Source organism: Bradyrhizobium sp. AZCC 1719, from assembly GCF_036924525.1.
In the GTDB taxonomy this organism is placed as follows: domain Bacteria; phylum Pseudomonadota; class Alphaproteobacteria; order Rhizobiales; family Xanthobacteraceae; genus Bradyrhizobium.
In genome coordinates this window covers 3149192-3161349 of sequence record NZ_JAZHRU010000001.1, presented here as the reverse complement: position 1 = coordinate 3161349, position 12158 = coordinate 3149192, and the positions used below count along the sequence as shown (strand labels likewise).

Annotated in this window: 13 protein-coding genes; 4 read left to right on the top strand and 9 right to left on the bottom strand. The window is 62.9% G+C overall.

Features of this window, described 5'->3' with window-relative positions; genetic code table 11:
- Positions 1-66: 66 nt before the first annotated feature.
- The 3 genes from V1292_RS14910 to V1292_RS14900 form a co-directional block, all read right to left on the bottom strand.
- Positions 67-729: an OmpA family protein gene (locus V1292_RS14910; RefSeq protein ID WP_334373482.1), complete on the bottom strand. Its 663-nt coding sequence runs from the start codon at positions 727-729 to the stop codon at positions 67-69.
- Positions 729-1145, bottom strand: coding sequence for a hypothetical protein (locus V1292_RS14905; protein ID WP_334373481.1), 417 nt, complete (start codon positions 1143-1145; stop codon positions 729-731). The genes V1292_RS14910 and V1292_RS14905 overlap by 1 nt, the downstream gene beginning before the upstream one ends.
- A 188-nt stretch (positions 1146-1333) precedes the next feature.
- Entirely contained in the window at positions 1334-2539 is a 1206-nt protein-coding gene (locus tag V1292_RS14900; RefSeq protein ID WP_334373480.1) for an MFS transporter, read from the bottom strand.
- A gap of 68 nt (positions 2540-2607) precedes the next feature.
- Here V1292_RS14900 and V1292_RS14895 point away from each other — a divergent pair, with 68 nt between their 5' ends.
- The 4 genes from V1292_RS14895 to V1292_RS14880 all read left to right on the top strand — a co-directional run bounded on the left by V1292_RS14895 (position 2608) and on the right by V1292_RS14880 (position 6621).
- The gene (locus tag V1292_RS14895) at positions 2608-3408 is read left to right on the top strand and encodes an AraC family transcriptional regulator (RefSeq protein WP_334373479.1); all 801 of its coding nucleotides are present in this window, start codon (positions 2608-2610) and stop codon (positions 3406-3408) included.
- Between the two features lie 240 nt (positions 3409-3648).
- Positions 3649-5001, top strand: coding sequence for a malonyl-CoA decarboxylase (locus V1292_RS14890; RefSeq protein ID WP_334373478.1), 1353 nt, complete (start codon positions 3649-3651; stop codon positions 4999-5001).
- Positions 5002-5044: 43 nt separating this feature from the next.
- The gene (locus V1292_RS14885) at positions 5045-6193 is read left to right on the top strand and encodes a DUF418 domain-containing protein (protein ID WP_334373477.1); all 1149 of its coding nucleotides are present in this window, start codon (positions 5045-5047) and stop codon (positions 6191-6193) included.
- Positions 6190-6621 (top strand): GNAT family N-acetyltransferase, encoded by a 432-nt coding sequence (locus V1292_RS14880; RefSeq protein ID WP_334373476.1) that lies wholly within the window; start codon positions 6190-6192, stop codon positions 6619-6621. Before V1292_RS14885 ends, V1292_RS14880 begins: the two co-directional genes overlap by 4 nt.
- 14 nt (positions 6622-6635) lie before the next feature.
- Here V1292_RS14880 and serA read toward each other — a convergent pair whose 3' ends face one another.
- From serA to V1292_RS14850, 6 genes are all read right to left on the bottom strand, one after another.
- Entirely contained in the window at positions 6636-7895 is a 1260-nt protein-coding gene (gene serA, locus V1292_RS14875; RefSeq protein WP_334373475.1) for a phosphoglycerate dehydrogenase, read from the bottom strand.
- Positions 7896-8016: 121 nt separating this feature from the next.
- Positions 8017-9186, bottom strand: a complete 1170-nt coding sequence (locus tag V1292_RS14870; protein ID WP_334373473.1) for a mandelate racemase/muconate lactonizing enzyme family protein — start codon at positions 9184-9186, stop codon at positions 8017-8019.
- Positions 9187-9312: 126 nt separating this feature from the next.
- Positions 9313-9561: a DUF3297 family protein gene (locus V1292_RS14865; protein WP_213288476.1), complete on the bottom strand. Its 249-nt coding sequence runs from the start codon at positions 9559-9561 to the stop codon at positions 9313-9315.
- Between the two features lie 17 nt (positions 9562-9578).
- Positions 9579-10055: a glutathione peroxidase gene (locus V1292_RS14860; protein WP_334373470.1), complete on the bottom strand. Its 477-nt coding sequence runs from the start codon at positions 10053-10055 to the stop codon at positions 9579-9581.
- A 12-nt stretch (positions 10056-10067) separates the two neighbouring features.
- On the bottom strand, positions 10068-11459 hold the full coding sequence (locus V1292_RS14855) for an amidase family protein (RefSeq protein ID WP_334373468.1): 1392 nt from the start codon (positions 11457-11459) through the stop codon (positions 10068-10070).
- 72 nt (positions 11460-11531) lie between these two features.
- Complete coding sequence (locus V1292_RS14850) at positions 11532-12098, bottom strand: c-type cytochrome (protein ID WP_334373467.1); 567 nt, start codon at positions 12096-12098, stop codon at positions 11532-11534.
- Between the last annotated feature and the right edge of the window lie 60 nt (positions 12099-12158).

Here is a 12158-nt window from a genome sequence, read left to right as displayed (position 1 = left end):
GATTGAACATCGGGAGCTCCTTCCCCAGCCGATCGCTGGCGTCGCGCTCACCCCATTCACGGATGATCAGCGCTTCTTTTTTGCCGCAGCGGCGCCTTTTGGAGCCGCAGCCGGCGTTGCCGGCTCGGCCGTTTCGAACTTGCCGATCGCCATGATCTGGACGCGCGCATTGGCTGATGACGCCGGACGATTGACATCCTGCAACTGTTCCTCGCCTAAACCAAGCGCCTGAAGTCGTTTGGGCGATACCTTGAAGGTGTTCACCAGAACGTCGCGGATCGATTCGGCGCGCCGCTGGCTCAGGATCAGATTGTGGTCGCGCCTTCCGGCGGATTCGACGTGATCGACGATCAGATAGCGATAGGGCCGCGTCTTCGGATCTGTGAGCGCATCCGCGATGCTGCCGATGGTCTGATAGGAGGCCGGTCGGATCAGGGAGGAATCCTGGTCGAACACGACGTCGACACGGATTTGCGGCAGTTTCGTCAGTTGCGGCGCAATCGGCGGGCGCTTCTGCGGCTGGGCGTCCGCTCTCGCCTTGATGCGGTCGGCTGCCTGCTGGCGCAACGCAGCCAGGTCGATATCCGACTCGGCTTCGACGGCAAGCTTCTCAATGATGTCCCCGCTCGACATGGCGGTCTGCGCCCGGCTCGCTGCCATCGGCAAGGCAAACAGCGCCAGGGCGGAAAGCGCGAGACCGATGCCGCACAGCTTTTCTCCCCCAAGCATCAGTGATACCCCGCGGCGCTGATCGCCTTGTTGCAGTTCGGGGTCGCCTTCTTGGTGGATTCCAGCAGACATTGCAGTCCCTTGACGGGATCCTGGCGAACCTCGCCGCAAAACTTGTTCAATTCCCAATTGCACAGTCTCACAAGGGAGGTGCGCGCGGTAATGCGCTGCTGGATGGCGCCGAGGGCCTGGGGATAATCGGTCTTGCACTTCGCCGACACTACGTCCTGGTTGCGACCCAGGCACTCCTTCAGGCGCGTCGCGTCGAGATTGACGCCGCGGCAATTGTCATCGATGTCCTTGCCGCAGCTCGCGGCCAGCATGGCCGCGGCCTCCTCGAATTTCATGGTCTGCGCCGTCGCCAGCGAAGGCATAAATATCGCAATGATGAACAGGAAAAACCGGATTCGGGTCATGCGCTCACCTCACACAAGGAGGGTGGCGATGGTCAAGTGTTCTGTTTGAGTTCACGGCCGCACAGCGGAGCTATTGCGCCGCAGCAAATCGTCGCGGGTCGCAAGCACCAGTACCTCCGTTCGTCATGCCGGCCTCGTGCCCGCCCTTCCATAACGGAAAGTGGTGCATGATCAAATGATTAGTGATTTCACGGCGCGGTTTGCGCCGCCGGCACCTTGATCTCCCGCGGCAGGATGATCGCTGCTACGATCACCAAAAGGCACAGCGCGCCGAACGCCTGCAGCATGGTGACGAAGCCGCCCTTTTCGTAAAGCCACGCCACCAGGCCGACAGAGGCGCCGGCCGCGGTGAAGCCGACGAAGTAGCGCACCGAATAAGCGCGCGAGCGCCATTCCTCGGTGGTGTACTTGCCGACCATGGCGTCGTTGACGGTGACCTGGCCGAACGCACCCATCACGATGCCGATGGAAGCGATGATCAGCGGCAGGTTCGACAGCGTCGCCGCAAAATACATGAACGGCGCCAGCAAGAACGACAGCGGCAGCATCACGGCCTTCAGCGAATAATGGTCGATCAGCTTGCCGATGGTATATTGCGTCATCGCGCCGAACACATAGACGCCGGCCGCGATCACCCCGAGCAGGGCCGGACTGTTGGTCAGGCCGGCCAGCCGCTCGGCGAACAGTTTCGGCATCGCGACCGTGATGGCGTTGAACGTCGTGGATATCGCGATCACCACGATCAAAAGCGCCAAAAACACCCGCCACATGTCTTCTTTCGCCACCCGCGCCTGCGCTGCGGCCTGCCTGGTGCCGGTTCGGTCCTCGTGCACCACCATCAGCGCAAAGGCCACGCCGATCAGGATCGTGACGATTCCCGGCGCGATGAAGGCCCAGCGCCAGCCGAGATATTGCCCGATCACGCCGGTGACCAGCGCCGAGGACGCCACGCCGAGATTGCCCCAGACGCCGTTCAGGCCCATTTCGCGGCCGAGTTTATCGGCATAGGACACGATCATCGCGGTGCCGACCGGATGATAGATCGAGGCGAACAGGCCGATCGCCAGCAGCGCCGCGCCGAGTTGTAAGGGCGTTTGCACGAAGCCGACGGCGATCATCGAGGCGCCGATGCCGAGGAAAAATATCACCATCATGTGGCGCCGGCTCCAGCGGTCGCCGAGCCAGCCGGTGACGAGCGAGCCCGCGCCGAAGGCAACGAAGCCCGGGGTGGCGTAAGGCAACAGCTCCGAATAGGCCACGCCGAGCGCCGGGCCCATGATGATGACGGCGGCGGCGAAGATCAGCATCGAATAGTGGTCGATGAAGTGGGCGGCGTTGACGAAAGTGATCACCCGGCTTGGGCTGTTCCTTGAGCTTTTCCTTGGGCTGTTCATGGTCGATTCCCGAATCCCGCAATTTTCCGAAATAGGTTATACGGGGTTGTCCTGACGGGATGTCGCCAATGAATATCGCCGAAAAGCCAATTGCCGCCATTATCGGGCGCCGCATCTCGACCGGCGACGGCATCCACATGATCGCGAACAGCTACCGGAAGGGCGTCCGGCTCGACACCCACATGCACCGCGAGGCGCAACTGGTGTACGCGGCGAAGGGCACCATGCAGGTGACGACGCCAAAGGGTCGCTGGCTGGTGCCGCCGGACCGTGCGGTGTGGGTGCCCGCGCTATCGGAGCATGCGATCGACGTGCTCGCCGATATCGAGATGCGGACGCTCTATTTCGAACTCAACTGGCTGCAGCGCGAAGTGCGCAGCCACAGCCTGGATGCGGAATTCGTGGTGCGGGTGTCGCCGCTCCTGCATCAGACCATCCTGGCTTTGTTCGACGATCGCGGCGATCGCGAGCGAACCGAGCTTCTGCTGCGACTGGCCATGATGGAGCTCGACCAGGCCGAAGATTCGGCGACCTTCATCCCGCTGCCGCGCGAGCCGCGCTGCCGGCGCGCCGCGGATATCGTGCTGACGGACCCGACCGGCGACCATGAGATCGAAACGCTGGCGCGCGAGGTCGGCACCTCGGTGCGGACGCTGTCGCGGCTGTTCTCGTCGGAGACGCAGTTAAGCTTCAAGAGCTGGTGCCAGCGCGCCCGGATTGCAGCGGCGATCGAGAAGCTCTCCACGGATGCCGGCGTGTCCGTCAAGCAGCTTGCCTCGGATTTGGGCTATGCCAGCGTGCCGGCGTTTTCTCATGCTTTCCGGCAGGTTACCGGCAAAACGCCGACGGAATTCGCCGGGAAGGAATGAGGCGGTGACATTGTATTGTCGTCATTGTCAGCGAAGCGGGGTAATCCAGTATTCCAGAAGCGGCGATGATCAATCGATAGGCCGCGGCGTGCTGGGTACCCCGCAGGAGCCTGTCATCGGGCTCGCCGAAGGCGAGACCCGGTGGCGGGGTATGACGACCTGTACTTCTTGATTGTGATCGGCACCGACCTAAATCCGATGTAAGATTCCGCAAAACCCCCGCTGGATTCGACCCGCCACATGGCCAATGCCTTTTTCTCCGATCTTCTCGCGACGATATCAGAACGCGGCCGTACACTGCTGCGGCGGGCCGGACCGTCCGACAACGGCCAGGACGCTTCGGAGCTGATCGAGTTATGTGAAGCGCTGCTGTCGGGCCGCGGCGAAGCCTCCGGCACCGCGATGGCGCGCGAGGTGCTCGATCGCTACCACGATCTCGACGCGGCCGGCCGCGTCACCTTCTTCGAAACGCTGGCCCGCAACTTCGGCCCAGACCGCGAGAAGCTGTCGCAGGCGATCGAGAGCTGGCGCAGCCAGCCGAACGACAGCGATGCCAGCGATCTTCATTTTGCTTCCGAGCCGCGGCGGCAGGAATTGATCCGCCGCCTTAACCGTGCGCCCGGCGGCACCAGCGAACTGGTGGCGATGCGCGCCGACCTGCTTTCCCTGATGAAGGGCAACAAGGATCTGGCCGCGCTCGACCGCGACGTGGTGCATTTGCTGTCTTCTTGGTTCAACAGGGGATTTCTCGTGCTGCGGAGGATAGACTGGTCGACGCCGGCCAATATTCTTGAACAGATCATTCGCTATGAAGCCGTGCACGAAATCCGCGACTGGAACGATTTGCGCCGCCGCATCGATCCCGTCGACCGGCGTTGCTACGCCTTCTTCCATCCGCAGCTCAACGACGAACCGCTGATCTTCGTCGAGGTCGCGCTGACCGAGACGATTCCGACCGCGATCGCACCGTTGCTCGCCGCCGAGCGGCAGCCGGTGCCGGTCGAACGCGCGCGCACCGCCGTGTTCTATTCGATCTCGAATACGCAGAAAGGGCTTGGCGGCATTTCCTTCGGCAGCTTCCTGATCAAGCAGGTGGTCGAGGAGTTGCGGCGCGAACTGCCGAAGCTCGACACCTTCATCACGCTGTCGCCGGTGCCGGGCTTCATGCAATGGCTGAAACAGGCCGACGATGTTCCTGTCAGCGACGAGGAGCGGATACTGCTCGAAAGCCTCGACAAGCCGGACTGGTTCGAGAATGACGAACTGACCGCGCAATTGCGCACCGTGCTGGAGCCGCTGGCGGCGCACTATTTCCTGAAAGCCCGCACACCGAAGGGCCGGCTGGTCGATTCGGTGGCCCGCTTCCACATCGGCAACGGCGCACGGCTGGAGAAGATCGACTGGCTCGGCGACCTCTCGCCCAAGGGCCTGCGGGAATCTGCCGGGGTCATGGTCAATTACCTCTACCGGCTCGAGGACATCGAGAAGAACCATGAGGCCTACGCCAACCAGGGCGAGATCGCCGCATCAAGTGCGGTGAAGAAACTGCTGAAGACCGAAGGGCGGCGGCTTCTGGATATGCGCCTGTCGTAGCCGGACCTCAATTCGCCGCGGCCCAACTCGAAATCGTGTCGCAATGGCTTCCGATGGCGGCGCATTTTCCCAACCGATAGGTCCTGCGGAGCGGATCGATGCCATTGACGTGTTGCGGGGCGTTGCCCTGCTCGGCGTCATGGCCATCAACGTCGTCACTGAATTTCGTGTTTCGATCTTCGACCAATTTCTTGCCCGCGAGCCTACGGGGTCGCCGATCGATCACGCTGTCGAAGCGATCCTGACGCTGGCCGTCGAGATGAAAGCGCTTGCGCTGTTCTCGCTGCTGTTCGGCGCAGGCCTTGCCATCCAGTTCGAGCGGCTCGCCAATAGCGGGCGCCGCACCTCGCTCCTCCTGCGCCGGCTCACCGTATTGCTGGCGTTCGGGCTCATTCATCTCTGCCTGATCTGGAACGGCGATATCCTTACCGAATATGCGCTCGCTGGTCTGATCGTCCTGCCATTCCTGTTCGGTCCGCGCTGGCTATTGGCTTTCTCCGCGCTGGCGTTTCTTGCGCTGTATCTCGCGATGCAGGCCTTTCCGCCGGCTGGATTATTTCCCAGCACGGCCACCATCACGCAGCATGTCGCGGATGCTACTCGCGTCTATGCAACGGGCGGCTTCCTCGACGTGCTGGCGTTCCGGCTCCGCGAGCTCCCCCTTTTCGTTCCCCTGCACGCCTTCATCTTCCCGCGCACGATCGGGTTGTTTCTTCTCGGAGCGTTTGCCTGGCGCACCGGCATTCTGCAGAGCGGACCCCAGCACCTGCTGTCGATTGCGGCTCCCTGTATTGGCCTTGGCGCGCTACTGATCCTTTCCGGTGCCGACGCTCTCGGCACCATCCTGCTGGCGCTGGGTTACGGGGCCGCCATTGTCGGTATCGCCAATCTCGAGGGCGGAAAAAAGCTGCTCGCCTGGGCCGCGCCGCTCGGACGCATGGCATTCACCAACTACCTCATGCAGTCCGTGATCTTCGGCTGGATCTTCTACGGCTACGGCCTCGGCCTGTTCGGCCGCCTTAGCGTCGTCAGCGCGCTGGCCATCGGCGCCGCCGTCTACATCGGACAGGTAGTTTTCAGTGCCTGGTGGCTGCGCCGTTACCGGTACGGACCAATCGAGTGGTTGTGGCGCACGCTGATGTATGGTGTGCCGCAACCCATGTCGCTTTCGAAAGTAGAGGCCATGCGATGACCATCATCTGGACCGACGACCGGACGGGCGTGGATTGGCAAGAACTCGAAGCGCTCTATCGGGCCGCCCCGCTCGGCAACAAGAATGCGGCCGATCTCGAGGTGGTGTTCGGCAACAGCATGTTCTGCTGCTTTGCCTGCGATGGCGGCCGCCTCGTCGGCGCCGGCCGCGTTCTGGCCGACGGACGCGACTGCGCGTATCTTTGCGACGTCGCGGTTTTGCCGAGCCATCAGGGCACAGGTCTCGGAAAGCAGCTTATCGAAAGGCTGCTCGCCCAATCACAAGGCCACGCGAAGATCATCCTCTATGCGGTCGCGGGCCGCGAGCCCTTGTATGCGAAGTTCGGCTTTCTGCGGATGAAGACGGCGATGGCGATCTTCAGGAACAGGCAATCAGCCATCGAGAAGGGGTTGTTGTCCGAGGGCTGATCTGGGAATCCGCTTCAGGACTTGTACTCATAGAGCAACCGGGCCCGGATGGTGCCTTCCAGCGCCCGGATGTCCGCGAGCACGCGCTGGCCGTCGGCGGCCGAGGCATCGACGTCCAGCACCACGTAGCCGACGTCGTGCGCGGTCTCGTAATATTGCGCGGCGATGTTGACGGCATGACGCGCGAGCACTTCATTCAAACGCCCAAGCATGCCCGGCAGGTTGCGCTGCACCTGAATGAAACGCGTGCCTGATGGCCGCGACGGCAATTGAACCTGCGGGAAGTTGACGGCGCCCATGGTCGAGCCGGAATCGCTGTAATCGACCAGCTTGCGCGCGACTTCGGCGCCGATGCGCTCCTGCGCCTCCTCGGTCGACCCGCCGATATGCGGCGTCAGGATGACGTTCTCCAGCCCCTGCAGCGGCGAGACGAAGCGCTCGGAGTTCGAGCGCGGCTCGACCGGAAAGACGTCGACCGCGGCGCCGCGGAGCCGGTTTTCCCGCAGCGCCTCGGCGAGCGCCTCGAGGTCCACGACCGTGCCGCGGCTGTTGTTGATGAAATACGCGCCATGCTTGATCGCGCGAATCTCCTCGCGCCCGATCATGCCGTTCGTGGCGGGGGTTTCCGGCACATGCAGGCTCACGACATCGCTTTGCGCCAGAAGCTCATGCAGGCTCGCGGTCGGCTCGGTGTTGCCGTGACGAAGCCTGTCGGTGTGATCATAAAAGATCACCCGCATGCCCAGCGCTTCCGCGAGGTTGGAGAGCTGCGAGCCGATATTGCCGTAACCGACGATGCCGAGCGTCTTGCCCCTCACCTCATAGCTGTCGTTGGCCGACTTGTCCCAACGTCCCTCATGGGCGGCGTTGGAGCGCGCGACGATTCGGCGCAGCAGCACGACGATCTCGCCGATTACAAGTTCTGCCACACTCCGCGTGTTGGAGAACGGCGCGTTGAACACCGGAATCCCGCTCCGGCGCGCGGCCTCAATGTCCACCTGGTTGGTGCCGACGCTGAAACATCCGACCGCGATCAGGCGGTCCGCAGCGTCGAGAACCTCCTTGGTGATTTGCGTGCGCGAGCGGATGCCGAGCAGATGCACTCCCTTGATGGCCTCTTTCAGCGCATCGCCCTCGAGCGCCTTGGACAGGCGTGTCATGTTGGAATAGCCGGCAGCCTCGATTATCTGCACGGCGCTGTCGTTGACACCTTCAAGGAGCAAGACGCGGATCTTGTCCTTCGCAAGCGAGAGTTGGGGAAGCGTGGTGGCCAAGATCGCGGCGTCCTTCAACGATGGATGAGCGGTAAACTGGCGGCCCGGAAATCCATGATCGGCGCCAGAGCGAATGCCCTGTCCAGGCCACCGATTCCAGTCTTTCCTATGGCATCCGGCCCTACGCCGCCAGCGCCTTCATCTCGGCATAGAGATCGGATTTCCCCTCGAACCCGATACCCGGCAAGTCCGGCATGGTGATGTGACCGTTCTCAACACGGACGCCATCCGGGAAGCCGCCATAAGGCTGGAACAGGTCAGGATAGCTCTCGTTGCCGCCAAGGCCGAGGCCCGCCGCGATGTTGAGCGACATCTGGTGGCCGCCATGCGGGATGCAGCGGCTCGGCGACCAGCCGTGCGTCTTCAGCACCGCCAGCGTGCGCTGGTATTCGCACAGACCATAGGATAGCGCGCAATCGAACTGCAGCCAGTCGCGATCGGGGCGCATGCCGCCATAACGGATCAGGTTTTTCGCGTCCTGATGGCTGAACAGGTTTTCGCCGGTCGCCATGGCTGCGGGATAGAATTCGGCCAGTGCCGCCTGCAGCGCGAAATCGAGGGGATCGCCCGCCTCCTCGTACCAGAACAGCGGATACTCCCGCAGCATTTTGGCATAGGCGATCCCGGTCTCCAGGTCGAAGCGACCGTTGGCGTCGACGGCGAGCTGCGCGTCCCGGCCGATCTCCTTCAGCACGGCTTCGATGCGTTCGCGGTCTTCCGAGATCGGCGCACCGCCGATCTTCATCTTGACGACGTTGTAGCCGCGGTCGAGATAGCCGCGCATTTCGCCGCGCAGCGCCGACAGATCCTTGCCCGGATAGTAGTAACCGCCCGCGGCATAGACGAACACGCGCGGGTTGGCCTGCCGGCCATGGCGCTCGGCGAGCAACCGGAACAGCGGCTTTCCTGCAATCTTCGCCACCGCGTCCCATACCGCCATGTCGATGGTGCCGACCGCGACCGAGCGCTCGCCATGGCCGCCGGGCTTCTCGTTCGACATCATCGCCGCCCAGACCTTGTCGGGGTCGAGATTGTCACCGAAGGCATCGAGCAGCGTTTTCGGATCGGCCTCCTTCAGCCGCGGCGCAAAGCGTTCGCGGATCAGGCCGCCCTGCCCGTAGCGGCCGTTGGAATTGAAGCCGTAGCCGACCACGCGCTTGCCGTCGCGCACGGCGTCGGTGACGACGGCAACCAGGCTCGTCGTCATTTTGGTGAAATCGATATAGGCGTTGCGGATCGGCGAGGAGATCGGCTTTGTGATTTCGCAGACGTCGACAATGCGGACGGACATGGTGGATGGCTTCCGATTTCTGCCGTCATTGCGAGCGAAGCGAAGCAATCCATCGAGCCGCGCATACGGACGGATGGATTGCTTCGTCGCTTCGCTCCTCGCAATGACGGTTGATGCAGATTTGGCTTAGGACTTCGGCTTGTCGCGGAAATACGGCTCGACCGGGCCGTGCACCTTGATCGTCAGCGGGTTGCCGTGGCGGTCCTTGGCATTGCCCGCGGTGACGCGCACCCAGCCCTCGCTGATGCAATATTCCTCGACATTGGTCTTCTCGACGCCCTTGAAGCGAATGCCGACATCGCGCGCGAGAATCTCGGCGTTGTAGTACGGGCTGCTCGGATCGACCGAAAGACGGTCGGGGAATTGGTCGCTCATTGCTTTGTTGGTCTCGTTCACAGCAGTGCCTCGATTTCTCTTCTGATTCCCTCGGGCGTCGCGGTTGGGGCGTAGCGCCCGACCACCCTGCCCGAGCGGTCGACCAGGAATTTGGTGAAATTCCATTTGATCGACGAACCTAACAGCCCCGATTTCGCGTTCTTCAGATGGTTGAACAACGGATGCGCATGGCTGCCGTTGACGTCGATCTTGGCGAACATCGGAAACGTTACGTCATATTTGCCTGCGCAAAATTGCTCGATCTGCTTGGCGTCACCCGGTTCCTGCCCGCCGAACTGGTTGCAGGGAAATCCGAGCACAGCAAAGCCGCGCGGCGCCAGTTCACGATGCAACTGCTCCAAGCCCTTGTATTGCGGCGTGAACCCGCAGGCGCTGGCGGTATTGACGATCAGGAGCACCTTGTCCTCGAACCGCTTCAGCGGAATGTCTTCGCCGGTAAGCGACTGCGCCGTAAAATCATAAACGCCTGACATCGTCCTCTCTGTTCAGCCCGCCGGATCGATCGCTGCCGAGGGCGTTCCGCCGGCTTCCACCGCCTCGCCCGCGGCGAGACAGAGATCTTCGCGATAGCGCCCGGAAACCAGTTGCACGCCGACGGGAACGCGTCCGACCAGCCCGGTCGAAACCGTTAGCCCAGGCAGGCCCATGAAGGGAATGGCGATCTGCGGCAATTGCGCATGCCAGACACGCGCAAACGACGCCTCGTCCTTGCGGTCGAGCTGATCGGGGAACGGCAATTCGCCGGACACCGGCATCAGCAGCACGGCATATTGTTCGAAGAACGCCAGCCATTCGCGGGTCAACGTCGCGCGCCGCGTCAGCGCCTTCGACAGGTCGAAGGGATGCACTTTCGCGCGGTTGCCGCGCAGGCACGCCAGCGCGCCGGGATCGCCTTCGCGCTCGGCGGCTTCCAACTGCGCCTCATAGCCGTCGCCGAGCCAGAGTTTCGTCTGCAGATCGGCCGCCTCGCGCAGCGGCGGCGTGTCGGCGATTTCCTCGACAATCCAGCCCGCGCGCTCGAGCCGCTTGCCGGCGTCCGTCACCGCGGCTTTCACTTCAGGCACGGGATCAAGGCCGCCAGGGTTGAGGCACATCGCGACGCGCTTCGGCATCGCCGGCCCTTCGAGCGGCGCCGGCACCCACCAGGGATCGCGATAATCCTGCGCCGACATCGCAGCCAGCGCGATCCTGATATCGCCGATGGTGCGGGCCAGCGGGCCTGACACGGCGCTGATCTGCGGCCCGATTGGCCGTTCGGGCAGCGCCGCGTTGAACGCCGCGATGCGTCCCATGGTCGGCCGCAGCCCGTGCACGCCACAGGCGTAAGCCGGATAGCGGATCGATCCCGCAATGTCGGTGCCGTGCGCGATATGACCGATGCCGGCTGCGACCGCTGCACCCGCGCCACCGGACGAGCCGCCCGGGGTGATGCCGGGATCACGGGGATTCTTGGTGTCGCCATGGATGAGGTTGGTGGTGAACCAGCGATAGGAGAACGCCGGGCAATTGGTGCGCCCGAGAATGACCGCGCCGGATTTACGCAAATTGTCGATCACCGGGCTGTTGCTCTTGGCGATCGCGTCGCGCTGCAGATTCAGCCCGTTGGTGGTGGCAAAACCTTGCTGGTCGATATTGACCTTTACCGTAACAGGCACGCCGCTCAGCAGACCGGCATCCTCGCCGCGCGCGATCGCGGCATCGATGGCGGCAGCCTGAGAAAGAACGTCCTCGGGCCTGTGGTCGACGACAGCGTTGATTTTGGGATTGACCGCGTCGAGCCGCGCCAGCGCCGCGGTCGCCGCCTCTTTCGCCGAGACTTTTTTCGACCTGATCAGCGAGGCCATTTCCGCAGCCGACAGGCGCCATAAATCTTGCATGCAAAACTCCATCCAATTGCCGCCCTTGTAGCGCCGCGCGCAGCGCAATGCCAGCGGGGCCGCCGCCCGGATTTAGCGCATACGGGCGATGTAATGGGCGAGATCGGCGATCTGCTCAGGCGAGATCGGCGCCATCACGTCGGCCATGCTGGCATCGTAGCCGTGGCGGCTATTGTCTTTGTACTCGCCAAGCGTCTTGGCAAGATAATCCTCGCGCTGGTTGGCGATGCGCGGGACGTTTTCCTTGCCGGAGAGGTCGCCGTTATGGCAGCTATCGCAGCGGTGCTGCCGCACCAGCGCCTGGCCGCGCTGCATCCGCGCGGGATCGCCATTTTCCCCTGGCGGCTCAGGCTTCGGCATCTTGGCGATGAAGTCCGAGAAAAGGCGGAGATCGTCGTCGGTCAGCGCCTTCGTCATCTCGTTCATCGGCTCGAAGACGCGCAGCTTCTCGCGGAACATGAAAAGCTGGATCAGCGAATAAGGCGCCTGCTGGCCACCCAGCGAGGGCGTGTTCTCGATTTCCGATTGGCCTTTCTCGCCGTGGCAGGCGAGGCACGGCGCGATGCGTTGTTCGATGGGCTCGGCAGACGCGGATGTTGTGATCACGACAAATGCCAGCGCCGTTATTGTTTTATGCATCGGCCATTCCCGGCATTGTCGTCATCAATTCAGGGCGATGCAAAGCATCGAACTAAGGTG

Bases quoted from the DNA above. Each gene is read 5' to 3' on its own strand.
- V1292_RS14910 (WP_334373482.1), bottom strand. From the start codon at position 729: ATGCTTGGGGGAGAAAAGCTGTGCGGCATCGGTCTCGCGCTTTCCGCC.
- V1292_RS14905 (WP_334373481.1), bottom strand. From the start codon at position 1,145: ATGACCCGAATCCGGTTTTTCCTGTTCATCATTGCGATATTTATGCCT.
- V1292_RS14900 (WP_334373480.1), bottom strand. From the start codon at position 2,539: ATGAACAGCCCAAGGAAAAGCTCAAGGAACAGCCCAAGCCGGGTGATC.
- V1292_RS14895 (WP_334373479.1), top strand. From the start codon at position 2,608: ATGAATATCGCCGAAAAGCCAATTGCCGCCATTATCGGGCGCCGCATC.
- V1292_RS14890 (WP_334373478.1), top strand. From the start codon at position 3,649: ATGGCCAATGCCTTTTTCTCCGATCTTCTCGCGACGATATCAGAACGC.
- V1292_RS14885 (WP_334373477.1), top strand. From the start codon at position 5,045: ATGGCTTCCGATGGCGGCGCATTTTCCCAACCGATAGGTCCTGCGGAG.
- V1292_RS14880 (WP_334373476.1), top strand. From the start codon at position 6,190: ATGACCATCATCTGGACCGACGACCGGACGGGCGTGGATTGGCAAGAA.
- V1292_RS14870 (WP_334373473.1), bottom strand. From the start codon at position 9,186: ATGTCCGTCCGCATTGTCGACGTCTGCGAAATCACAAAGCCGATCTCC.
- V1292_RS14865 (WP_213288476.1), bottom strand. From the start codon at position 9,561: ATGAGCGACCAATTCCCCGACCGTCTTTCGGTCGATCCGAGCAGCCCG.
- V1292_RS14860 (WP_334373470.1), bottom strand. From the start codon at position 10,055: ATGTCAGGCGTTTATGATTTTACGGCGCAGTCGCTTACCGGCGAAGAC.
- V1292_RS14855 (WP_334373468.1), bottom strand. From the start codon at position 11,459: ATGCAAGATTTATGGCGCCTGTCGGCTGCGGAAATGGCCTCGCTGATC.
- V1292_RS14850 (WP_334373467.1), bottom strand. From the start codon at position 12,098: ATGCATAAAACAATAACGGCGCTGGCATTTGTCGTGATCACAACATCC.